The sequence below is a fragment of the Rathayibacter rhapontici genome (genome assembly GCF_001995175.1).
Classification (GTDB): Bacteria; Actinomycetota; Actinomycetes; order Actinomycetales; family Microbacteriaceae; genus Rathayibacter.
The window spans coordinates 1-23209 of the sequence record NZ_MUKN01000014.1 but is presented as its reverse complement, the minus strand read 5'-3'; the positions used below and the strand labels follow the sequence as shown (position 1 = coordinate 23209).

The following is a 23209-nucleotide window of genomic DNA, read 5'->3' as shown; positions in this document are numbered from 1 at the left end:
CGCTCAGGACGCGGTGCGGCGGCGGAGGAACGGGATCGCGAGCGGGTTGCGGAACACGTTCCCGCGGTTCGCCGAGACGAGGCCGCAGACGATCACCACGAGGTGGGCCACGGCCAGCACCGCGAAGACCGTGATCGGGATGCCGATCGGGTAGAAGCTCGTCGACGGCGCGTCGGCGGTCAGCGCGAAGAGCAGCACGAAGTGGCCGACGAGGCAGAGGACGGTGACGAGGACGGTCGTCAGGCCCCAGTTCGCGGCGCGTCGGCCGTTCTCGGCGGCCACTCCCCCGCGCTGCCGCGCCGACGGGAGGACCGCCGCCATCACGACGCCCGCGACGATCAGCGAGACGAACGGGATCCCGGTCAGCGCGAGGAATCCGAGGGCGTAGGGCATCGCTCCGGTGGGCGGAGCGGGCTGCGGGAGCGACGGGTGTTCCGGACGGGGGTCGGGAGGGGTGCTCGGCATCCCAGCACCCTAGAAGACGGGGCTCCTCGGAGCGGACTCCTCCCGCCACCCCGCGGCCGGTCGCGCTCATCCCGCCCTCAGCGCGAGCGCCGGCTCGATCCGGGCGGCACGGAGCGCCGGTCCCACCGCCGACAGTGCTCCCGCGCCCACTCCCGCGACGAGGCCGACGACGGCGCTGGCCGGATCGAGCACGGGCGACCAGCCCTGCAGGCCGCTGAGCACCGAGGTCGCGAGGACGCCGAGAGCGAGACCCGAGACGCCTCCCGCGAGTCCGATCGCCGCACCCTCGATGAGGAAGAGCAGGCGGATGTCGCGCCGGGTCGCTCCGACCGCCCGACGGAGGGCGATCTCGCGGGTGCGCGCCGACACGGTGAGGAACATCGACGTGGCGCTGCTGAAGCAGACGAGCAGGAGCAGCACCGCCGACACCACGAGCAGGTTCGCCGCGAGATCACTGCTCACCCCGCGTGCGAGCAGCCGCAGGTCGGCGACGGTCTCGACGACGACCCTCTCAGGGTGCCCCGGGTCGACGGCGAGCGGGATCGATCCGGCCACGGCCGCCGGACGCCCCGGACTCGTGCGGGCGACGACCTGGCGCTCGGACCGCGGAGGGAGGGTCAGGTCGGTGAGCGAGACGAGGATCGACTCCGTGAGGGCCGGGTCCCGTTCCGAGGACGTGAGGAACCCCGCGACGACGACGGACTGCCCCGCGATGCGGATCGTGTCCCCCGTGCGCCCGACCGGGATCCCGAGGTCCGCCGCGGCCCCGGCGCCGAGCAGCGCGACGGGCGCGCCGTCGGCGACGTCGAGCCAGGCCGACGCCGTCGCCGGGGCGACGACGACCAGCTCGACGGCGAGGAACGACTCGTCGACCGCCAGGACCGTCGCCTCCGTCGAGAGCCCGTCGGGCCCGAGGAGGCGCCCGGGCCGTCCCTCCGCTCCCGTCAGCCGGACTCTCGGGCCGGCGGCGGCGACTCCGCCGAGGTCGGCGATCGCCGTGGCCGCGCGCCGCAGGTCCTCGTCCGAGGAGGACTCGGGCATCCGGACGGTGACCTGGTCGAGCGCCGCGGCGTCGAGTCGCTCGGACACCTGCTGCGCCGCCGTGGCGGTCATCCCCACCGAGGAGACGAGTCCGGCGATCGCGAGGACGAAGGCGGCCAGGACGCCCAGGGTGCGGGCGGGCGAGAGCAGCAGCGCGGACACCGCGTCGGCGAGCGCCCAGGCCGGACCGCGGTGTCGCCGCTCGGGCGGTGCCCCGAGGTCCGCGCCGCCGGGCGGGCCCTCGGACTCCTGCCCGTTCCGCTCGCCGGGCCCTCCCCCGCTGTCGGCGGTGATCGCCCCGTCCTCGAGCAGGATCCGCCGTCCCGCGGCCGCGGCGACCTCGGCCGAGTGCGTGATGAGGACGATCGTGACTCCGCTGCGGTGCAGCTCGACGAGCAGATCCATCACCACCGCGGTCGTCGCCGAGTCGAGGTTCCCGGTGGGCTCGTCGGCGAGGACGACCGCGGGCCGGCCGACCACGGCGCGGGCCAGCGCGACCCGCTGGCGCTCCCCGCCCGACAGCGTGCCCGCCGCCTGCTCCGCCAGCCGCAGCAGGCCGAAGCGGTCGAGCACCGCGGCGACGGCGGTGGTCTGCGCATCGTGGGACTCCCTCCGCATCCGCAGGGGCAGGGCCGCGTTGCGGGCGACGCTCTCCCCCGGCAGGACGAACGAGTCCTGGAACACGAAGCCGAAGGTGCGCGCGCGCAGGGCGTCCCGGTCGCGCTCCGCGAGCTCCGCGACGTCGAGCCCGGCGATCCGGTACTCCCCCGCGTCGGACGAGTCGAGCAGCCCGAGCACGTTGAGGAGCGTCGACTTGCCCGCGCCGGAGCGGCCGACGACGGCGACGAACTCGCCCTCGTGGACGTCGAGGTCGATCCCCTCGAGCGCGGGAGAGCCGGTCGGGCCCGCGTAGCGCCGGGAGACTCCGCGGAGGGACAGGAGCGGCGCCGTCACGGCCCCACCTCGACCCGATCGCCCTCGATGAGCCCGGACTCCTCGTCGATGCGCACCCATCCGTCGCCGGAGCCGAGCAGGTGGACCGGCACCTGCTCTCCCGGCTCGAAGGCGGCGGTGGCGGAGGCGACGACGTAGGGCGCGGTGGACGCGTCGTGGACCGCGGTGAGCGGCACCGCGAGCACCGGCTCGCCCGCCTCGACGGTCGTGAGCACGACCGTCGACTTCTCGGCGAGATCGGCCCACTCGGCCGGGAGGTCCACGCGCACGTCGCGTCCCGAGACGCTCTGCGCGGTCCCGTCGGCGACGACGAACCCGCCTACTCCCGCGACGGTGCCGCTCTGCTCGGGCCGGCCGCTCGCCTGGAGGGTCACCGCGGTCCCGACGGCGAACTCGTCCGCATCGAGGACGCTCGCCCGGGCGACCACCCGGCGCGGGCTCGTCTGCAGCGTCGCGAGCGGCGTGCCGGCCTCGGCGATCGCGCCCACGCCGAGCACGGTCAGCACGCCGACCGCGTCGGAGTGCAGCTGCACGATCTGCGCCACGTCGACGTACGCCTCCGGAGCCGCGGTCGCGACCGGAGCCGCGGCCGCGGCCGCGGACGGAGCACCGGACGCCGCCGCGACGGGAGCACCGGTCGCCACCGCCGCCGGAGCCGGCGAGGACGGGACCGGCGCGACGGCCTCGCCCGCCCGCGTCGGCAGGTCGTACCCGAGGCGCTGCCAGAGCTGCTCCGCCGCCGCGAGGGTGCGGGCGGTGAAGTCCTCGTCGACGTCGAAGTCCCCGGGGGCCACGGCCTTCAACGCGGTCTCGAACGCCTGCACGTCCTTCCCCTCGTCGCCGACGCGGAGGTCGCGGTAGAGGGGCGAGGCGACGTGGAGCGCGATCCGGGGCCGGTCGGCGACGGCGAGCAGCAGCCCGCCGTTCACGAGCGCGGCACCCGCAGCGGTGCCGACCTCGGTCACGTACGGCAGCACGTCCTCGTCGCCCGCGCCGCCGAAGGCCACCGCCGTCGTGTCCCCCGCGTCGACGGCGCCCTGGAGCATCCGGGGCGGATCGATGGAGCGCTTCTCGACCGCCGCCTCGACCGTCGGAGGAGCCCGGAGCGCCGCGTCGTCGACGTCCGACGTCGACCGCATCGAGGCGCCGAGCGCGACGCCGGCAGTGCCGACGAGCAGCACCGCGACCGCGAACACCGCCAGCACGCGCGGACGCACGACGGCGGGCAGGCGGACGCGGGACGGCCGTCCGTCGCTCACCGGCCGCTCCCCGCGAGGATCCGTTCGGCCCGCTCGACGATCTCCCGCTCCTTCTCGGCGACCTCGTCCAGAGCCGCTCTCTCCCGATCGATGAGCGCCGCCTGGTACTGCGCCTCGAGCGAGCTCAGCGTCTCCACCAGCTCCGTCTCGGCCTTGCACTCCACGTCGAGGACGGCCGTCCTGATCGCCGCCTCGGGATCCTCGGGCACCTCGGGGGCCCAGGGCGACATCTCGCCCTCGCGCAGGCGGAGTCCCTTCGCCACGAGGCAGTCGCTCCACCTGCCCCGGGCCTCGTCCCATCGCGGGTCCGTCATCGCGAGGACTTTCGCGTCGTCGGCGACCTGCTTGGCCGGACCGGAGATCGCCAGCTCCTCGTCGCCGCTGAACCCGCGCCCGGGCTCCGGGATCCTCGGCGTCGTCTCGAGGCAGACGTCGAACGCGGGATCCCATCCGGGGTCCGCCGCCGCGGCCGCCATCAGGGCCTCGTTCGCCGCCTCCATCACCGCGTCGCCCGCGGGATCGACTCCGTACCCCCACTGCCGCGCGTTCTGCGGGCTCCAGATCCCGTACACGGTGTCGGGCAGCATGCCGGAGGTGGTGAGGTCGAAGGCGGCAGGCGGGTAGGCCCGCCCGCCCTCCCTCATGCACGCGTCCCAGAGCACCGCGTTCGCCTGGCCGATCCGGCCGAGGGCGGCGGGCGACAGGAAGAACGCGTCGATCGGGAACGTGATCGTCTCGTTCGCCGCGTCCAGACCGGCCCTGACCTCGGCGTACTCGCTGATGTCGACTCGCTCCGGCATCGTGGGTCCCGTCGTGTCGGGCCCCGGCCCGGTGCAGGCGCAGAGCGCGAGCACCGGGACGAGGACGAGCGGTGGGAGCAGGCGGACCCCCGCCATCAGTCGACGCTCGAGATGAAGTCGTTCCAGTCGGAGTGGTACCAGACCCCGGGCGAGCGATCCTGGAGGTTCGAGATCTTCTCGTACGCCCTCACCTTCAGGTACTGGCCTCCGCGGTCGATGTGCTCGAACCAGGTCTTCTGACCGGGGTACCGGTTCTTGATGCTCGAGATGGAGTCGTTGAAGATGCGGCCGCCGACCGCGTAGTACTCGTGGTAGTTCGCGTTGCCGCGACCGGAGTAGCTGCTCGAGTAGTCCTTGTCTGTCCAGACGCAGCTGAAGCCGGTGGGGCACTGGCTCTCCGCTGCCGCGGCGGGCGGTGCGGTGAGCGTCGCGACGGCGACTGCGGTCAGAGCGAGAGCGCCGCGCGCCGGAGGATGGTCATGAGGTCTCCTTCGTGAGTGGTGAGGTTTCCTCGGACAGTAGGGCGCACCTCCGTATGGTGCAACCGGACCTCCCTGTGGAGGAGCCGTCCCGCTCGCGCCGGCACCGCGCGAAGGACCCGCAGACCGCCCCGGAACGGCGGGCGGACAGCGCTCTCTGCCGGAATCGGGGCGACTGTCGTCAACCGTGCGACCTGTGATTTCTCGCAGGTCGCGCTCAGCGACACCGGCCTCCCGCTCACCGTCCACCGGCGCGTCCTGCTCCGCACCGGCCCCGTCGCCCGCTCCGGAGCCGCGTCCCAGCCGCCGTTCAGGCCCCGGACCGGGCCTTCGTCTTCGGAGACTCTGGGGTTAGTCTGTCGAGGTTGACCTGTCGCAGAGTGCGTCAGGGCGTCGGTGGCGGCCGTCGCGAGACCGGGGGTACCCGAAGGAGACGGATTGGCCACGGACAGAAGGACCACCGGCGGCGTGATCAAGGCGATCGTCGGCTTCCTGGGCATGAGCGTCGTGGCCGGAGTCCTCGTGACCGCCACGGTGACGCCCGCCGTGGCGATCGCCGGCGTCGCCGCGAACCAGTCCATCGGCGTCTTCGACGGTCTGCCCGAGTACCTCGAGGTCGACAAGCTCTCCGAGAAGAGCAACATCTTCGCCACGCGCGCCGACGGCTCGACCCAGCTGCTCGCCTCCTTCTACGTCGAGAACCGCGTCGAGGTCCCGCTCGATCAGATCTCGCAGTTCGCCAAGGACGCCGCGGTCTCGGGCGAGGACCCCCGCTTCTACGAGCACGGCGGAGTCGACCTCCCCGGCACCCTCCGCGCCGTCGCCCAGACCTACGTGCTCGGCAACGACGTGCAGGGCGGCTCCTCCATCACCCAGCAGTACGTGAAGAACGTGCTCATCGAGAAGGCCGTCCGCAACATCACCGACGAGGCCGAGCGCGCCGCGGCGATCGAGAGCGCGACGAAGACCACTCCCGAGCGCAAGCTCCGCGAGATGAAGCTCGCGATCGGACTCGAGAAGGAGTACACGAAGGACCAGATCCTCCAGGGCTACCTGAACATCGCGTTCTTCGGCGGCACCACCTACGGCCTCGAGACGGCCGCGAACTACTACTACAACACCACCGCGGCGAACCTCACGATCGCCCAGGCCGCGAGCCTCCTCGCGATCGTGAACAACCCGGCGAACCTCCGTTTGGACCAGCCCGACAACCCCGACAACGGCGCCGCGAACGGGTACGCCCGCAACAAGGACCGCCGCGACTACATCATCGGAAAGATGCTGGAGGAGGGGAAGATCACGCAGGCCGACCACGACGCGGCGCTCGCCACTCCGGTCCAGCCCACGATCACCGAGCCCAGCACCGGCTGCTCGACCGCCGGCAACGCGGGCTTCTTCTGCGACTACGTCACGAACGTCCTCAAGAACTCCGACACGTTCGGCGACAACGAGGACGCGCGCTGGACGAACTTCCGCCGCGGCGGCCTCGACGTCTACACGACGCTCGACGTCTCCCTCCAGGACACCGCGGTGAACGCCGTGAGCGCGCAGGTGCCCGAGACGTGGAACTTCGACGTCGGAGCCGTCTCCGTCAGCGTCGAGGTGGGCACCGGCCGCGTGCTCGCGATGACGCAGAACAAGAAGTACTCGCAGGACCCCGACGTCCTGAACGCCGACGCCTCCTACAGCGCGATCAACTTCAGCACCGACAAGGCCTACGGCGGCTCCTCGGGCATCCAGCCCGGATCGACTTACAAGCTCTTCACCCTCGTCGAGTGGCTGAAGGAGGGGCACAGCATCAACGAGCGCGTCGACGGGACGCGCAAGTCGACCTGGGGCACCTTCACCGACTCGTGCGTGCCCGGCGGGACCGACACGAGCAACGAGACGAGCGCCAAGAACGACGAGGGCGGCACCGGAGAGGTGGGCACGCCCGTCTCCTTCACCAAGACGTCGCTGAACACCGGCTTCGTCGGCATGGCCCGCAAGCTCGACCTCTGCGGCATCCGCGACACCGCGCTCGACATGGGCGTGAAGCAGGGCAGCGGCGCCGAGCTCGAGCACAACCCGTCCTCGGTGCTCGGCACCAACTACGTCTCGCCGCTCTCGATGGCGGGCGCGTACGCGACCATCGCCTCCGGCGGCATCACCTGCGACCCGATCGCGATCGACCGCATCACCGACGCGGCGGGGGCCGAGCAGCCGGTGCCGCCGGCCAACTGCCGCCAGTCCCTCGACGCGAACGTCGCGGCCACCGCCGCGGTCGCGCTGCAGTCGACCTTCACCGCGGGCGGCACGGCGACCGCGTCGCGCACCCGCGACAGCATCCCGCTGATCGGCAAGACCGGCACGACCGACAGCGCGGCCGCCACCTGGATGAGCGGCGCGAGCACCCGGGTCGCGACCGTCGTCGGCGTCTTCAACGTGAAGGGCGACGCCAACCTGCGGCTCCGCCAGTACAACTTCAACTCGGGGCCTGCGGCGACGGCCCGCCACCGCATCTGGCCGGCCGTGATGGCCGCGGCGAACGCCGAGTACGGCGGAGCGGCGTTCCCGAAGGCGAACGGCTCGCTCCAGGTCGTGCCGCGGATCGAGATCCCCGATGTGACGGGGCTCGCCCTCGCCGACGCGAAGGCCAAGCTGTCCGCGGCGGGCTTCCCCCTCATCGAGGGCGGCACCGAGGCGTCCGACGCTCCGGTCGGCACCGTGACGCGCCAGGACCCGTCGGGCTCGGCTCAGGCGGGCACCGGCATCACGGTGTTCACCAGCAGCGGCAACCAGAAGACGGTGCCGGATGTGACGGGTCAGGACCTGGAGGCGGCGAAGGCCGCGTTCGGGGCCGCCGGATTCACGCAGATCACGCTGTCCTGCACCGAGGCGGGCGATGCGCCCGACACCGGGAAGGTGACCGGTCAGGAGCCGGCGGGCGGCTCCTCCGTCGCCCCGGACGCCGCACTGAAGGTCTCGATCACCGCGAAGAAGTGCCCCTGACCCGGACGACGCCCAGGCACTGAGACCACGTCCGGCTCGCGGGATCCACGGATCCCTGCGAGCCGGACGTGTTCTGTCGATCGGAGCGCAGCGCTACTGCCCGCGCCCCCGGATCGCGCCGACGATCGCGACCACCGCGAAGTGCACGATGAGCGCCGCGATGCCGAAGCACGCCAGCGCTCCGCTCGCCTCGGCGTAGGGCCGCGCGGCATCGGTCATCGATCCCGGAGTGACGACGTCGAGCGCGAAGAAGCCGACGGCCAGCCCGAAGCAGACGAGCGAGATCCAGAGCAGGGCGCGGATCGCGCGGCCGACCGGATCGTAGTAGCGCGGGTTCGACATCGGGCCTCCGGTTCTCGTGCTCTCCCGTGTCTATCCGGCCCCGCTCCCCTGCGCAAGCGGTCGCACGAGCGCCCGATTCCACACACGACGACGCCCCGGCTCCCGAGGTGCGGGAGCCGGGGCGCCGGATCGCGGCGGACTAGGCCGCCAACGGCATCCGCGAGGAGGACGTCACGACGAGCTCGCCGCCGACCGCGTCGACGCGCACCGCGCCTCCGTCGGTCACGTCACCGCTCACGAACAGGTCCGCGATGCGGTCGTCGACCGAGCGCTGCACGAGGCGGCGGAGCGGACGGGCGCCGTACTGCGGCTCGTAGCCGTGCTCGGCGAGCCAGTCGATCGCCGACTCCGTGACCTCGAGCGACACCTCGCGCGGCGCGAGCCGGGCCCGGGTCGCGTCGAGCACGATGCCCACGATCTCGCGGAGCTGCTCGCGGCCGAGCTTGCGGAACAGCACGATCTCGTCGATGCGGTTGAGGAACTCGGGCCGCATCGCCTCGCGGAGCCGGCCCATGACGCGGTCGCGCAGGTCCTTCTCCGAGGCGAAGCCTCGGCCGACGCGTCGCTCTGCGCGACGAAGCCGAGCGCGCCGGAGCGGGAGGCCAGGAACTCGGACCCGAGGTTCGAGGTCATGATGATCACCGTGTTGCGGAAGTCGACCGTGCGGCCCTGGCCGTCGGTCAGGCGTCCGTCGTCGAGCACCTGCAGGAGCAGGTTGAACACGTCGGGGTGCGCCTTCTCGATCTCGTCGAACAGCACGACGGAGTAGGGGTTCCGCCGCACGCGCTCGGTGAGCTGGCCGGCCTCGTCGTAGCCGACGTACCCGGGAGGGGCGCCGACCAGTCGCGAGACGGTGTGCCGCTCGCCGAACTCGCTCATGTCGAAGCGGATCACCGACTGCTCGTCGGCGAAGAGCGACCCCGCCAGCGTGCGCGCCAGCTCGGTCTTGCCGACGCCTGTGGGGCCGAGGAACAGGAACGAGCCCACGGGACGCGAGGCGTCGCCGAGCCCGGTCCGGCTGCGGCGGACGGCGCGGGCGACCGCGGTCACCGCGTCGTCCTGTCCGATGACGCGCCGGTGCAGCTCGTCCTCGAGGTGCGCGAGACGCTCGCGCTCCCCCTCCGTCAGGCGCGACACGGGGATGCCCGTGGCGCGGGCCACGACGGCGGCGATCTCGGTCTCGCCCACCACGGCCCCGGTCGTCGCGCGTCCGGTCGACGTGGCGGCGTCGAGCTGAGCCTGCACCGACGAGATCTCGTCGCGCAGTCGCGACGCCTCCTCGTAGTGCTCCGCCGAGACGGCCGCGTTCTTGTCGCCCTCGAGCACCGCGAGGCGCTCGAGCAGGGCCGCGGTGTCGACTCCGGCGCCCAGCGAGAGGCGGAGGCGCGCACCGGCCTGGTCGATCAGGTCGATCGCCTTGTCGGGCAGCACGCGGTCCGGGAGGTAGCGGTCCGACAGCTCCACGGCGGCGCGCAGGGCGTCGTCGGTGAAGCTCACGCGGTGGTGCTCCTCGTAGGCCTGACGCAGTCCGTGCAGGATCGCGACGGCGTCCTCGACGGACGGCTCGCCCACGCGGACGGGCTGGAAGCGGCGCTCGAGCGCCGGGTCCTTCTCGATCGTGCGGTACTCCTTGAGCGTGGTCGCACCCACCAGGTGCAGCTCGCCGCGGGCCAGCCGCGGCTTGAGGATGTTCCCCGCGTCCATGCCGCCCTCGCCCGCGCCACCGGCGCCGACGACGGTGTGCACCTCATCGATGAACACGATCAGCTCGCTGGAGCGGGCCGCGATCTCGTCCATCGTCTTCGTCAGGCGCTCCTCGAAGTCGCCGCGGTAGCGGGTGCCGGCGAGCATGCCGGGGAGGTCGAGCGAGACGACGCGCTTGTCGCGCAGCTGCTCCGGGACCTCGCCCGCGACGATCGCGCGGGCCAGGCCCTCCACGATCGCGGTCTTGCCCACGCCGGCCTCGCCGACGAGCACCGGGTTGTTCTTCGTGCGCCGGCTGAGGATCTCGATGGTCTGCTCGATCTCGTCGGCGCGGCCGATCACCGGGTCGAGCTTCCCATCGCGGGCGAGCTGCGTGAGGTCGGTGCCGTACGTGTCGAGCATCGGGGTCTCGGAGGCGGGGGCGCCGGCCTCCTGCTGCTGCTCCGGTCCGGTGGTCACGGTCTCGCGCAGCCCCTGGGTGAGCGCCTCGGCGGTCACTCCGGCGCGCGCCAGGACCTGCCCGGCGGGCGCGTCCTGACCGAGCACGAGCGCGAAGAAGAGGTGCTCGGGGTCGATGTAGGTCGATCCGCTCGAGCGGGCGACCTGGTAGCTGTGGAACAGCGCCCGCTGGGCGCTGGGCGTGATGGTGGCGGCGTTCGGCGACGCCTGCCCTTCGGCGGCCTGCGGCAGGCGCGCCTCCGTGGCGGTCGCGATCGCGCCGGGGTCGACGCCGATGCGCCGGACGGCCTGCGCGACGGCCTCGTCGTCGACGAGGACGCGCAGGACGTGCAGGGCGTCGAGCTCGGTCTGGCCGCGCTCGAGGGCGAAGCGTCCTGCGGACTGCAGGATGCTCTGGGTACGGGCGGTGAGGAATCGGCTGAGGTCGATGGACCGCGCCGCGCGGGCGCGCTCACCGTCGAGGTAGCGGGCGAGGAAGTCGTCGAACGAGCTCGCTCCGGCCTCGTTGAAGTTGTCGGGCACCAGTCCTCCTGAAGAGTTGAGTCACTTGCACTCAAGTTCAACGCGGAGGGGCGGATCCTATTCCCGGGTCGTCGCCGAGTCGTACCCTCGGCACGTGGAGATCGAGTTCGACGCCGTCGTCGTCTTCTGGCGCGGGCCGGCGCCCTGGCATTTCGTGCGGGTGCCGGAGGAGCACATCCCGGCGATCGCCGACGCCGCGGCCCACGTGTCGTACGGCTGGGGCATGATCCCCGCGACGGTCGTGCTCGGCGGGAGCACCTGGAGCACGTCGCTCTGGCCGAAGGACGGCGGCTACCTCGTGCCGCTCAAGACCGCGGTGCGGCGGGCGGAGGGCGTCGAGGTCGACTCAGCCGTCACGGTGCGCCTGCGCCTCTGACGACGCCGGACGTGCGAGAGGGCACGGCCTGAGCCGTGCCCTCTCTATGTGCGCCGACGCGCATTTCCTCCGGGGTGGGAGCTCTAGGGGACCGTGTAGCCGGCGGCGCGGAACATCTCGTACCACTCGGCCCGGGTCAGGGGGATGTCGGAGCCGAGTGCGGCGTCGTGCACGCGCTGCTCGTTGGTGGTGCCGAGCACGACCTGCATGTTCGCGGGGTGGCGCGTGATCCACGCGGTGGCGATCGCGATCGCGGGCACGTCGTACTGCCCGGCGAGGCGGTCGATCACGGCGTTGAGCTCGGTGTATGCCGGGTTGTCGAGGAAGACGCCGGTGAAGAAACCCGCCTGGAACGGCGACCACGCCTGCACGGTGATGTCGTTGAGGCGGCAGTAGTCGACGATGCCGCCGTCGCGCATGATCGACTGATCCAGCGCCGCCATGTTCGACGCGACTCCCTGCGCGATCAGCGGCGCGTGCGTCACCGACAGCTGCAGCTGGTTCGCCACGATCGGCTGGTTCAGCGACTTCTTCAGCAGCTCGATCTGGTACGGCGTGTGGTTCGAGACGCCGAAGTGCGTCACCTTGCCGGCCGCGTGCAGCTCGTCGAAGGCGCGGGCGACCTCGTCGGGCTCGACCAGCGCGTCGGGGCGGTGCAGGAGCAGCACGTCGATGCGGTCGGTCTGCAGAGCCTTCAGCGAGCCCTCCACCGACTCGATGATGTGCTCGTAGGAGAAGTCGAAGTAGGGGCCGTCGCCGACGATGCCGCACTTGGTCTGCAGCACCATCTCGTCGCGCTGGGACGGAGTGAGCTGCATCGCCTCGGCGAAGCGCTCCTCGCAGTGGTGCACGGCGTTGCCGTAGACGTCGGCGTGGTCGAAGAAGTCGATGCCGGAGTCGCGCGCGGTGCGCACGAGGTCGCGGATCGCGTCGTCGGTCATGTCGGGGATGCGCATGAGGCCGAGGACGACGTTCGGGGATTCGATGCCGGAGGCGCCGAGGGGGACGTGCTTCAAGAGGGACTCCTTCGTCGGGTACTCACCCACGGTAGGGGGGCCGGCTGAGTGGCGTCCAACAGCGGGTGCTGGTGCGATTCATGCGACGGAGTGGTCAATCCGGAGTCTCGTCCACCCCGCGATTCCCAGTGCCGCACCCCAGAGCCCACAGAAGTAAGGCTGGCAGCCTCTTCTGTCGAATCCGCGGCGGTTTCAGCGGTCTCAGCCTGAGTCGTGAGCGTCTTGCCCAGGAGACTGCCCGGTGAGAGGGTGCCGTCATGACGATCGAGGTGCGCCCGGCGTCCGTCTTCGAGGACGTCGCGACGATGAACGGGCCGAAGCGAGCGGATGCGAGCGTCTGCTGGTGCCTGAGCTACCGGCTGCTCTCCTCCACCGAGAACACCTCCCTCCGCGGTCCTGCACGGGGCGAGCGGATGCGCGAACTCGTGGCGCAGGATCCCCCGCCGGGCGTGCTCGCCTACGACGGCGACCAGGTGGCGGGCTGGGCCGCCGTGCACCGCCGCGCCGACACGAGCTACGCGAAGAACCGCAGGATCCCGCACGTCGACGACCTCGATGTGTGGACGGTCTGGTGCATCCGGGTCCGCCCCGGCTTCCGCAAGCGCGGCATCTCGCACTCCCTGCTCGCCGGAGCCGTCGACTTCGCACGGTCGCACGGCGCTCCGGCGATCGAGGGCTACCCGGTCGACAACCGCGGCGCGAAGGTCGAGCAGACGATGGCCTACGTCGGCACCCGCGCCCTCTTCGAGCGCGCCGGCTTCTCGTGGGCGGCCGACACGACCTCCGTGCTGTACGGCTTTCCGCGCGTGCTGATGCGCCTGCCGCTCTGACATACCACGACGATATGATGCGGTCGTGATGCTCGACCACCTGCCCCTCGGCGCCGTTCTGCGGCGTGCCCGCGAGGACGTCGCGATGTCGCAGACGGCTCTCGCGGCCGCCACCGGCCTGCGTCAGCCGAACATCGCCGCGATCGAAGCCGGAGCGCGCCGTCCGAGCCCGGAACTGCTCGAGCGCCTTCTCCGGGCCGCCCGGCTCCGCCCGTCGATCGTTCTGGAGTACCTCGCCGATGACGTCCGGCAGCTCGCCGCGGAGCACGGTCTGAGCGACGTCCGGGTGTTCGGCTCCGCCGCCCGCGGCTCGGACGACGAGCGGAGCGACATCGATCTGCTCGTCGCGGCGGATCCGTCCGTCGACTTCCTCCGCCTGGCCGCCTTCCGGGGTCGCGCCGAAGAGCTCCTCGGATTCCCGGTGGACGTCGTGATCGACAGCCCGGACGACGACGTCGTGGCCGCGATCCGCCGCGAGGCGGTGCCGCTGTGACCGGGCCGGAGGACGGAGCGACGACGCCCGGCCGCTTCACTGCCCGCCCCCGCCGCTCCGCGGACGACGCCGACAAGCGCTCCCGGCTGATCCTCGAGGCGGATCGACTCCTCTCCCGCCTCGATCGTGCCGCCCGGGACGGGGAGGACGAGTTCGTCCGCCCCGTGTCGGACAGCAGGGACATCGGCGCGCTCGCTCTGATCACTCTCGCCGAGTTCGTGCACCGCGACCTGCCGGCCGCTGTCGTCGCTCAGCTGCCCGGCGACGCCGTCGAAGGGCTGCGAGCGACGCGGAACATCGCCGCGCACAACTACTCCGCCCTCGACAACGGGCGGTTGTGGGCGACCGTGACCGTGCACGCGCCCGCTCTGCTCCGCACGATCCGGGCCGCGCTCCTCGACGGCTGACCAGCGCGCCGTCCCCGCGAACGAGGAACGGCCCCTCACCCGTGTCGGGGAGGGGCCGTTCGCCGTGGAGGACCGGACGTGGTGTCGACGCTAGAAGTCCCAGTCCTCGTCCTCGGTGTTCACGGCCTTGCCGATCACGTAGGAGGAGCCGGAGCCCGAGAAGAAGTCGTGGTTCTCGTCCGCGTTGGGCGAGAGGGCCGACAGGATCGCGGGGTTCACATCGGTGACCTGCTTGGGGAACATTGGCTCGTAGCCGAGGTTCATCAGGGCCTTGTTGGCGTTGTAGTGCAGGAACTTCTTGACGTCCTCGGTCAGGCCGAGCTGGTCGTAGAGGTCCTGCGTGTACTGCGCCTCGTTGTCGTAGAGCTCGTAGAGCAGCGAGAACGTGTAGTCCTTGATCTCGTCCCGCTTGGCCTGGTCGACGCGCTCGAGGCCCTTCTGGAACTTGTAGCCGATGTAGTAGCCGTGCACGGCCTCGTCGCGGATGATGAGGCGCACGAGGTCGGCCGTGTTGGTGAGCTTGGCCCGCGAGGACCAGTACATCGGCAGGTAGAAGCCCGAGTAGAAGAGGAACGACTCGAGCAGCGTCGAGGCGACCTTGCGCTTCAGCGGGTCGTCGCCGCGGTAGTAGTCCATGACGATCTCGGCCTTCTTCTGAAGGTTCGGGTTCTCCACGGACCAGCGGAACGCCTCGTCGATGTCCTGGGTGTTGGACAGCGTCGAGAAGACCGACGAGTAGCTCTTCGCGTGCACCGACTCCATGAACGCGATGTTCGTGTAGACGGCCTCCTCGTGCGGAGTGATCGCATCCGGGATGAGCGACACCGCGCCGACCGTGCCCTGGATCGTGTCGAGCAGGGTCAGGCCCGTGAACACGCGCATCGTGAGCTGCTGCTCCTCGTGGGTCAGCGTGTTCCACGACTGGATGTCGTTGGACAGCGGGACCTTCTCGGGCAGCCAGAAGTTGCTCGTGAGGCGGTTCCAGACCTCCACGTCCTTGTCGTCCTGGATGCGGTTCCAGTTGATGGCGTTGACGTGGCTGACCAGCTTGAGCTTCTCAGGGGGAGTCATGATCTCTTCTTCGTGCGGATAGGTCGTGCAGTGTCGTGCGGGGGTGGGGCAGCGGCGGACGCTACAGCATGCAGCTGACGCAGCCGTCGACCTCCGTGCCCTCCAGCGCGAGCTGGCGGAGACGGATGTAGTAGATGGTCTTGATGCCCTTGCGCCAGGCGTAGATCTGCGCGCGGTTGATGTCGCGGGTGGTCGCGGTGTCCTTGAAGAAGAGCGTCAGCGAGAGGCCCTGGTCGACGTGCTGCGTCGCCGCGGCGTAGGTGTCGATGATCTTCTCGTAGCCGATCTCGTACGCGTCCTGGTAGTACTCCAGGTTGTCGTTCGTCATGAACGGCGCCGGGTAGTAGACGCGGCCGAGCTTGCCCTCCTTGCGGATCTCGATCTTCGACGCGATCGGGTGGATCGAGGACGTCGAGTTGTTGATGTACGAGATCGAGCCGGTGGGCGGGACCGCCTGCAGGTTCTGGTTGTAGATGCCGTGCTCCATGACCGAGGCCTTGAGCGAGCGCCAGTCGTCCTGGGTGGGGACGGCGATGCCGGCGTCGGCGAAGAGGCGGGCGACGCGCTCGGTGGCGGGAGCCCACTCCTTCTCGGTGTAGGTGTCGAAGAACTCGCCCGAGGCGTACTTCGAGTCGGCGAAGCCCTCGAAGGTGGTGCCGCGCTCGATCGAGATGTTGTTGGAGGCGCGCAGGGCGTGGAACAGCACCGAGTAGAAGTAGATGTTGGTGAAGTCGATGCCCTCCTCGGATCCGTAGTGGATGCGCTCGCGGGCGAGGTAGCCGTGCAGGTTCATCTGGCCCAGGCCGATGGCGTGCGACTTGTCGTTGCCGTCCTCGATCGAGCGGACGGAGGTGATGTGCGACTGGTCGGACACCGAGGTGAGGCCGCGGATCGCGGTCTCGATGGTGCGGCCGAAGTCGGGCGAGTCCATGGTCAGCGCGATGTTCATCGAGCCGAGGTTGCAGGAGATGTCCTTGCCGATGGTGGCGTAGGAGAGGTCCTCGTTGTAGGTCGTCGGGGTGTTGACCTGGAGGATCTCGGAGCACAGGTTCGACATGTTGATGCGGCCCTTGATCGGGTTCGCCTTGTTCACCGTGTCCTCGAACACGATGTAGGGGTAGCCCGACTCGAACTGGATCTCGGCGATGGTCTGGAAGAACTCGCGCGCCGAGATCTTGGTCTTCTTGATGCGCGGGTCGTCGACCATCTCGCGGTACTTCTCGGAGATCGAGATGTCGCCGAAGGGCAGGCCGTAGACGCGCTCGACGTCGTACGGGGAGAAGAGGTACATGTCCTCGTTGTTCTTCGCGAGCTCGAACGTGATGTCGGGCACGACCACGCCGAGGGACAGCGTCTTGATGCGGATCTTCTCGTCGGCGTTCTCGCGCTTGGTGTCGAGGAAGCGCAGGATGTCGGGGTGGTGCGCCGAGAGGTACACGGCTCCCGCACCCTGGCGGGCGCCGAGCTGGTTGGCGTAGCTGAAGCTGTCTTCCAGGAGCTTCATCACGGGGATGATGCCCGAGGACTGGTTCTCGATCTGCTTGATCGGGGCGCCGGCCTCGCGGATGTTGGAGAGCGACAGCGCCACTCCGCCGCCGCGCTTGGAGAGCTGCAGCGCGGAGTTGATGCCGCGGGCGATCGACTCCATGTTGTCCTCGATGCGCAGCAGGAAGCACGAGACGAGCTCGCCGCGCTGGGCCTTGCCCGTGTTGAGGAACGTGGGGGTCGCGGGCTGGAAGCGGCCGGCGACGATCTCCTCGACGAGGGCGACGGCGAGCTTCTCGTCGCCCTGGGCGAGGCCGAGCGCGGTCATCACGACGCGGTCCTCGAAGCGCTCGAGGTAGCGCTTCCCGTCGAACGTCTTGAGCGTGTACGACGTGTAGTACTTGAAGGCTCCGAGGAAGGTCGCGAAGCGGAACTTCTTCGAGTACGCGAGGTCGTTCAGCTGCTGGATGAACTCGAACGAGTACTGATCGAGCACGGCCTGCTCGTAGTACTCCTTCTCGACCAGGTAGTCCAGGCGCTCCTTGAGGGAGTGGAAGAACACGGTGTTCTGGTTGACGTGCTGCAGGAAGTACTCGCGAGCGGCCTCGCGGTCCTTGTCGAACTGGATCTCTCCGTTCGGGCCGTACAGGTTCAGCATCGCGTTGAGCGAGTGGTAGTCCATCTGCGCGGCGTCCCGGGGAGCGTCGATCACTGCTGCGTCCAAAACGTGTCCAATCCTTCATCGACGGCGCGGACGTCGTCGGGGGTTCCGAATACTTCGAAGCGGTAGAGGTGCGGCACGGCGCACTTCCTCGCGATGATGTCGCCGGCGAGGCAGTAGGCCTCGCCGAAGTTCGTGTTGCCGGCGCCGATGACGCCGCGGAGCAGGGAGCGGTTGCGGGGCTGGTTGAGGAACCGGATGACCTGCTTGGGCACCGCTCCCCCGTCGATCCCGCCGCCGTAGGTCGGCAGGACGAGCACGTAGGGCTCGTCGACGTGGAGCGTGTCGGCCTTCGCCCCGTCGCGGTGCGAGTGCAGCGGGATGCGCTGCGCGGGACGACCGAGCTTCTCGATGAACCGGTGCGTGTTGCCCGAGCTGCTGGAGAAGTAGACGAGCTCACTCATCGCGTGCTCCTCCTCCGGGTGCCCTGCCGGGCGTCGTTGGCGGTCGTTCCGGTGAGGACCCGAGCCTCGCGACTCGGATCCTCCGCCGGCCCGGGGCAGAACCTGCCCACCCGGACCGGCGGAGTGGTGGGGCCGCCGCGTCGGGGTGGGACGCGGGCGGCGAGGGGTGTCAGGCCCCGAGGGTCGCGATCTTGTCGGGGCGGAAGCCGCTCCAGTGGTCGTCGTCGGTGATGACGACGGGCGCCTGCAGGTAGCCGAGCGCCTTGACGGCCTCGAGGGCCTTCTCGTCGACGGAGAGGTCGAACACCTCGTAGTCGATGCCCTTGCTGTCGAGGGCGCGGTAGGTCGCCGTGCACTGAACGCAGGAGGGCTTGGTGTAGACCGTCACGGCCATGCGTGTCGTCCTTTCCGGGAGGGTGTCCTGGGCCGGCTCCGAGGCGTCCCGTCGGCGTGCCGATCGGGGTGGGAGACGGTCGTGAATGGTACGTCTGGGGTGGTGCTGGGCGCCGGAGGGGCGCTCGCCCCGACCTGCTCAGCAATACTACATATAGGGGGGCGCCCGGCGGGAGCCCACTAGGGCTAGTAGTTACATTCGTGTAGTTATCCACCGGTTCCTCCCCCGTTCATCCACAGGCCGAGGCCTGCGGATCCGCGCGAGGACGCGGATCGCCCGGAGTTATCCACCGCTGTGGAGGAGCTCCCGGCGTTCCCTGTGTACAACGCTCGTCGGCGTGTCGCTGTTCCCGACATCCGGGGTCGGAGGCAGGGGCGGACCACCACATGTAGGGGTCGTCGCACGTCCGTGATCATGCTCGAACGGTAGGCCGCACCACCGACACCGGAAGCGCGGCCGGAGGCGCTCAGGCCAGGCGCGCCAGGTCCCGCGCCACTGCCCGCAGGTACGGCAGCGGGTCCGCGATCGCGGCCGCGGCCGACCCCGCGGCCTCGATCAGCGAGCCCGCCGCGGCGAAGCCCGCGGTGGGCGCCTGGATCGCTCCGGCGACCAGCATCGTGCGCGCACCGGCCGCCTCCGCCAGCCCCAGGAGGTAGGAGGGCACCTTCCCCGCCATCGACTGGGCGTCGAACCGCCCCTCGCCCGTGAGCACGACGTCCGCGCCGTCGATGAGCGCCGGGAGCCCGAGCGCCTCGCCCACCGCGGCCGAGCCGGGCGCGAGCCGGGCGCCCCAGGCGAGCAGCCCGAATCCGGTGCCGCCGGCGGCCCCCGTGCCCGCCTCCTCCGGATCGGCGTCGAGGTGCGCGGCCAGGTGCCGGAGCCCGTCGTCGAGCCGCAGGACGTCGTCGCGCGAGGCGCCCTTCTGCGGGCCGAACACGTGCGCGGCTCCGGAGTCGCCGAGCAGCGGGTTGGTCACGTCGCTCAGGATGAGCGCGCCGCCGGCCGGCACCCGCCGCAGCGCGTGCAGGTCGACCGCCGCGAGGTCGTGCAGGCGCCTCCGCCGTCTCCGATGTCGTGCCCGGACACGGTGAGGAAGCGGGCACCCAGCTCGCGGAGGGCCCCGACTCCGCCGTCGGTGGAGGAGCTCCCGCCGATCGCGAGCAGGAGCGAGTGGGCCCCGGCGTCGAGAGCGGCCGCGATCGCCTGCCCGAACCCCCGGGTGTGCGCGGTCAGGGGGCGGAGCGGATCGAGCAGGGTGATGCCGCTGGCGGAGGCGAGCTCGACGACCGCCGCGCCGTCCGGCAGCAGCAGCCACGAGGTCTCGACGGGCCCGTCGTCGGGCCCGGTCACGGTGAGCGCGTGCCGCGCCGCCTCGGGGACCGCGACCTCGAACGCGTCGACCGTCCCCTCCCCGCCGTCGGCCATAGGAGCGAGCACCACCTCGTCGCTGGGACGCTGCTCGCGCCAGCCCTCGGCGAGCGCCTCCGCGACCTCGACCGCGCTCGCGGACCCCTTGAAGGAGTCGGGGGCGATCACGACACGGAGGGCTGCACTGCTCATGCGCCCCATTCTGGCAGCCGTGCTCGCGCCGCCACTCGGCAGGAATCGGGCTCCGTACGCCTCGCACAGCCCGATTCGCGGCGGATCAGCGCCGACCTGTGGAGAACCCGCTCGCCGGAACGGGACATCGGGCACGATGACGCGATGCCCCGACCCGCACCCCTTCCTCTCGGACTGCGCGGACGCGCCTTCTCCGTGGAGGAGGCGCGGTCCGCCGGAGTGACGGAGGACCGCCTCCGCGCGTCCGATCTGGTGATCCCCTTCCGCGGAGTGCGGGCGCCGGCCGGAGAGGTGACGAGCGTCCTCGAGCGCGCCACGGCCTACGCGACGATCATGCGGCGCTCGGTGTTCTGCGGGCTGACTGCGGCTCGGCTCTGGCCGCTGGACCTTCCGGGCGAGCCTCCGGACGAACCGCTGCACGTCGCGGTCCGGCATCCGGCGCGCGCTCCGCGAGGGCGCGGGCTCGTGGGCAGCTCGCTCGCGGACCCCGAGCTGACCGGCGTGCGGCGGGGCGGACTGCTCCTCGCCGACGGCGCGAGCGTCTTCTGCCAGCTCGGCGACGTGCTCCGGCTGGAGGACATGGTCGCGGTCGGGGATGCGCTCGTCCTCTCCCCAGCGAAGCCACTGACGGACGATCCCCGACCGTGGGTCCCCCTGCACGAGCTGCAGCGCCGCGTCGAGCGCCTCGAGGGCCGTGGATCGCGCGCCGTTCGTCGCGCGATCGCCCTCGTCCGCGAGGGAGCGGAGTCGCGGCGCGAGACCCGGCTCCGCCTCGTCCTCGTGACAGCGGGACTCCCCGAGCCCGAACTGCAGGTCGAGCTGTTCGACGCACTCGGGAAGATCGGCCGGGTCGATCTGCTCTACCGGAGGTGGCGCGTCGTCGTGGAGTACGAGGGCGACCACCACCGCACCGAACGCGAGCAGTGGGATCGCGATCTGATCCGCTACGAGAGGCTCGCAGCAGCCGGCTGGACGGTGGTGCGCATCGCCTCGGCGTCCTTCGACGCGGATCCGGTCGGCTGCGCCCACCGAGTCCGGCGAGCGCGCGTCGCGGGCGGCTGGCATCCCTCGTCGTGACAGCGGCACGGGCGCGAGCAGCGAGTGGACGCGAAGCAGGTGCTGCTCACCACGCAGGCGCCGGCACGCGACCACTCGCGATCAGCAGGAAAAACGAGACGACACGAAACGGGCACTCCACCCCGCGCAGACCCCGACACGCGATCACTCGCGAACAGCAGGAAAAACGAGACGACGCCAAACGGGCACTCCACCCCGCGCAGACCCCGACACACGACCACTCGCGATCAGCAGGAGACACGAGACGACGCGAAGCGGGCCCTCCACCTCGCGCAGACCCCGGTTCGCGGCCGGTCACGGGGCGCGAACGAGGGCGACGTCAGAGCGGGGTCGCGAGGCGGAAGCCGCGCTTGATGACCGTGGCGACGAGGCGCGGCTCCGGGAGCGCCTGGCGCAGGCGGCTGATCGCGACGTCGACCGCGTGGTCGTCGAGCGCCTCGGGGGCGGAGGCGGCGAGCACGCCGCGCGCGACCGTGGCGCCCTCGGCGGCGACCAGGGTGCGGAACAGCGCCAGCGCCACCGGGGTCAGCGGCACCCGCTCCCCCGCGAGCACGGCGTGGCGGCCGCGCAGCTCGAGGGGGCCGTACTCGGTCTCGATGCGCGGCGCGCTCTGCTCGAGGTGCTCGCAGAGCAGGCGGATGAGCGCGCCCATCCGGAACCGGTCGGGGACGATGGGCAGGATCTGCGCCTCGACGAGCGGTGCCGCAGTGACGGGGCCGACCGCCGCCGCGACGACCGTCTCGCGGAACGCGGCCTGCAGGGCGTCGAGCCGGCCCGCGGCCTCGGCGACGGTGAAGAGGGCCTCGACGGCGGGGGCGCTGGTGAAGGTGACGGCGTCGATCCCGCCGCAGCAGATCGCCTCGATCAGGCGGAGGACCCGTGCCGAGTCCTCGTGCACGCTCCAGCGGTAGGGGGCGGCGGTGAGGACCGTCGCGCCCGCCTCGGTCAGTCGCTCGAGCTGGTGCGGGTCGGTGAAGCCGTGCAGCTGCACCGCGATCGTGCGGCCGTCCACTCCCTCGCGCAGGGCCAGGTCGACGAGGGAGGTGGTGGTCTCGCGCTCGCTCATGCCGTGGTCGTCGAGGCCGGCGGCGCGGACGGCTCCGCGGGCCTTCGGGCCCCGGACGAGGATCCGCGCGGCCGAGAGCGCGTCGGTGAGCTCGTCGCCCAGGCCCGCGGCGTCGGCCGCCTCGAGCCAGCGGCGCATGCCGTAGGAGGTCGTGGCGAGCAGAACATCGGGCCGTGCGGCGACGATCGCGCGGGTCTCGTCCTCGAGGACTCCCTCGGTGTCGATGCCGCGCATCCGGATGGTGGGCGCGTGGGTGACGTCGGCGCCGCGGCGCTCGAAGGCGGCGATGAGGTCCTCGGAGCGGCGGTCGGAGGTGACGCCGATGCGGAAGCCGACGAGCTGGTCGGGCCGGAACCCCGGTGATGCGGCGTCGGAGTCGGGTGCGTCGGTGGTGCTCATCGGCGGCCCCCTCGGGCTCTCACGTCGTCAGCGCATCGACCGCGCGGGCGATGCTCTCGGGATCCTGAGAATCATCGCACGAGGCCTGGCGCACGACCTCGCCGATGACGATGACCGCGGGAGAGCGCGGGGCGAGGTCGGCCAGCAGCCCCATCACCTCGCCGACGGAGGTGATCGTGGTGCGCTGGGCGTGCGACCAGCCGCGCTCGACGATCGCGAGCGGCATCCCGGCGGTCATGCCCGCGCGCTGCAGCCCGGCGACCAGGTGCGGGAGGGTGTTCACGCCCATGAGGACGACGAGCGTGCCGCCCAGCCCGGCCAGGTGCCCGAGCTCCTCCTCGCTGAAGGGGGCGTGGCCCGAGACCACGGTGAACGCGCGGCTGACCTCGCGGTGCGTGACCGGGATGCCCGCGGCGGCCGGCACCGAGATGGCGCTCGTCACTCCGGGCACGACCGTGACGGGCACGCCGGCGACGCGGCAGGCGCGCACCTCCTCGGAGCCGCGGCCGAACACGAACGGATCGCCGCCCTTGAGGCGGACGACGTCGAGCCCGTCGAGCGCGCGGGCGACCATCAGCCGCTCGATCTCGTGCTGCGGCACGGCGTGGTGGCCCGGGGTCTTGCCCACATCGATGAGCTCGGCCCCGGGCGCCCAGGCGGCGAGCCCGTCGTGCGGGCCGAGGCGGTCGTAGAGCACGACGTCGGCCTCGCGGAGGGCGCGGTGCGCGGCGAGCGTCATCAACTCGGAGTCGCCGGGGCCCCCGCCGACGATGCTCACGTGCCCGAGGGGGCGGTGCGGGGCGCCGGCCTCGTCGACGGTCCAGACGCCGTGCCGGGCGGCCTCGGCGGAGGCGGCGGCGCGCAGCTCGGCGGCCCCCTCGACCCAGACGAGGA

The 23209-nt window shown here is 71.3% G+C and carries 18 protein-coding genes and 3 pseudogenes; 6 read left to right on the top strand and 15 right to left on the bottom strand.

Annotated elements, in window-relative coordinates; genetic code table 11:
* Positions 1-3: 3 nt before the first annotated feature.
* The 5 genes and pseudogenes from B0T42_RS06350 to B0T42_RS22640 all read right to left on the bottom strand — a co-directional run.
* On the bottom strand, positions 4-465 hold the full coding sequence (locus B0T42_RS06350; protein WP_077222404.1) for a DUF4870 domain-containing protein: 462 nt from the start codon (positions 463-465) through the stop codon (positions 4-6).
* Positions 466-531: 66 nt separating this feature from the next.
* Positions 532-2460 (bottom strand): ABC transporter ATP-binding protein/permease, encoded by a 1929-nt coding sequence (locus B0T42_RS06345; protein WP_158078056.1) that lies wholly within the window; start codon positions 2458-2460, stop codon positions 532-534.
* Positions 2457-3719 carry an efflux RND transporter periplasmic adaptor subunit gene (locus tag B0T42_RS06340; protein WP_077222402.1) on the bottom strand — a complete coding sequence of 421 codons (1263 nt, stop codon included), beginning with the start codon at positions 3717-3719 and terminating at the stop codon, positions 2457-2459. The genes B0T42_RS06345 and B0T42_RS06340 overlap by 4 nt, the downstream gene beginning before the upstream one ends.
* A complete protein-coding gene (locus B0T42_RS06335) occupies positions 3716-4615 on the bottom strand; it encodes a hypothetical protein (protein WP_077222401.1) in 900 nt (299 codons plus the stop codon). Before B0T42_RS06335 ends, B0T42_RS06340 begins: the two co-directional genes overlap by 4 nt.
* A gap of 119 nt (positions 4616-4734) precedes the next feature.
* Positions 4735-5247 (bottom strand): annotated as a pseudogene (locus B0T42_RS22640) (peptidase inhibitor family I36 protein); the annotation flags it as partial.
* 189 nt (positions 5248-5436) lie between these two features.
* Between B0T42_RS22640 and B0T42_RS06325 the strand changes: the two are divergent.
* Positions 5437-7989 (top strand): transglycosylase domain-containing protein, encoded by a 2553-nt coding sequence (locus B0T42_RS06325; RefSeq protein WP_139344435.1) that lies wholly within the window; start codon positions 5437-5439, stop codon positions 7987-7989.
* Positions 7990-8082: 93 nt separating this feature from the next.
* On the opposite strand, the gene B0T42_RS06320 is transcribed toward B0T42_RS06325, so the two are convergent.
* Together B0T42_RS06320 and B0T42_RS06315 are read right to left on the bottom strand one after the other, a co-directional pair.
* Entirely contained in the window at positions 8083-8331 is a 249-nt protein-coding gene (locus tag B0T42_RS06320) for a hypothetical protein (protein ID WP_055791114.1), read from the bottom strand.
* Between the two features lie 139 nt (positions 8332-8470).
* A pseudogene (locus B0T42_RS06315) lies at positions 8471-11016 on the bottom strand (ATP-dependent Clp protease ATP-binding subunit).
* A 94-nt stretch (positions 11017-11110) separates the two neighbouring features.
* Here B0T42_RS06315 and B0T42_RS06310 point away from each other — a divergent pair.
* Positions 11111-11392 carry a DUF1905 domain-containing protein gene (locus B0T42_RS06310; protein ID WP_077222398.1) on the top strand — a complete coding sequence of 94 codons (282 nt, stop codon included), beginning with the start codon at positions 11111-11113 and terminating at the stop codon, positions 11390-11392.
* An 83-nt stretch (positions 11393-11475) separates the two neighbouring features.
* Here the strand turns inward: B0T42_RS06310 and B0T42_RS06305 are convergent, their stop codons facing one another.
* Positions 11476-12408, bottom strand: coding sequence for an aldo/keto reductase (locus B0T42_RS06305; RefSeq protein WP_269087505.1), 933 nt, complete (start codon positions 12406-12408; stop codon positions 11476-11478).
* Between the two features lie 257 nt (positions 12409-12665).
* On the opposite strand from B0T42_RS06305, the gene B0T42_RS06300 reads away from it, so the two are divergent.
* Genes B0T42_RS06300 through B0T42_RS06290 form a run of 3 tightly spaced genes read left to right on the top strand, consistent with a single transcriptional unit; the run spans position 12666 to position 14138 of the window.
* Positions 12666-13238 carry a GNAT family N-acetyltransferase gene (locus B0T42_RS06300; RefSeq protein WP_077222397.1) on the top strand — a complete coding sequence of 191 codons (573 nt, stop codon included), beginning with the start codon at positions 12666-12668 and terminating at the stop codon, positions 13236-13238.
* Between the two features lie 28 nt (positions 13239-13266).
* Positions 13267-13731, top strand: a complete 465-nt coding sequence (locus B0T42_RS06295; protein WP_077222428.1) for an XRE family transcriptional regulator — start codon at positions 13267-13269, stop codon at positions 13729-13731.
* A complete protein-coding gene (locus B0T42_RS06290) occupies positions 13728-14138 on the top strand; it encodes a HepT-like ribonuclease domain-containing protein (RefSeq protein WP_083741862.1) in 411 nt (136 codons plus the stop codon). Before B0T42_RS06295 ends, B0T42_RS06290 begins: the two co-directional genes overlap by 4 nt.
* A gap of 90 nt (positions 14139-14228) precedes the next feature.
* Here the strand turns inward: B0T42_RS06290 and nrdF are convergent, their stop codons facing one another.
* The 5 genes and pseudogenes from nrdF to B0T42_RS06265 form a co-directional block, all read right to left on the bottom strand.
* The gene (nrdF, locus tag B0T42_RS06285) at positions 14229-15209 is read right to left on the bottom strand and encodes a class 1b ribonucleoside-diphosphate reductase subunit beta (RefSeq protein ID WP_055791099.1); all 981 of its coding nucleotides are present in this window, start codon (positions 15207-15209) and stop codon (positions 14229-14231) included.
* 61 nt (positions 15210-15270) lie between these two features.
* Positions 15271-17376 carry a class 1b ribonucleoside-diphosphate reductase subunit alpha gene (nrdE, locus tag B0T42_RS06280; protein WP_056868579.1) on the bottom strand — a complete coding sequence of 702 codons (2106 nt, stop codon included), beginning with the start codon at positions 17374-17376 and terminating at the stop codon, positions 15271-15273.
* Positions 17377-17402: 26 nt separating this feature from the next.
* Positions 17403-17819: a class Ib ribonucleoside-diphosphate reductase assembly flavoprotein NrdI gene (gene nrdI / locus B0T42_RS06275; protein WP_055791095.1), complete on the bottom strand. Its 417-nt coding sequence runs from the start codon at positions 17817-17819 to the stop codon at positions 17403-17405.
* A gap of 169 nt (positions 17820-17988) precedes the next feature.
* Positions 17989-18213: a glutaredoxin-like protein NrdH gene (nrdH, locus tag B0T42_RS06270; RefSeq protein WP_055791091.1), complete on the bottom strand. Its 225-nt coding sequence runs from the start codon at positions 18211-18213 to the stop codon at positions 17989-17991.
* Between the two features lie 466 nt (positions 18214-18679).
* Positions 18680-19773 (bottom strand): annotated as a pseudogene (locus tag B0T42_RS06265) (glycerate kinase).
* 144 nt (positions 19774-19917) lie between these two features.
* Here B0T42_RS06265 and B0T42_RS06260 point away from each other — a divergent pair.
* The gene (locus B0T42_RS06260) at positions 19918-20850 is read left to right on the top strand and encodes an endonuclease domain-containing protein (RefSeq protein WP_077222395.1); all 933 of its coding nucleotides are present in this window, start codon (positions 19918-19920) and stop codon (positions 20848-20850) included.
* 319 nt (positions 20851-21169) lie between these two features.
* Here B0T42_RS06260 and B0T42_RS06255 read toward each other — a convergent pair whose 3' ends face one another.
* Both B0T42_RS06255 and cobA read right to left on the bottom strand, forming a co-directional pair.
* Positions 21170-22315: a uroporphyrinogen-III synthase gene (locus B0T42_RS06255; protein WP_077222394.1), complete on the bottom strand. Its 1146-nt coding sequence runs from the start codon at positions 22313-22315 to the stop codon at positions 21170-21172.
* 19 nt (positions 22316-22334) lie between these two features.
* Positions 22335-23180: a uroporphyrinogen-III C-methyltransferase gene (cobA, locus tag B0T42_RS06250; protein ID WP_077222427.1), complete on the bottom strand. Its 846-nt coding sequence runs from the start codon at positions 23178-23180 to the stop codon at positions 22335-22337.
* Positions 23181-23209 lie beyond the last annotated feature (29 nt).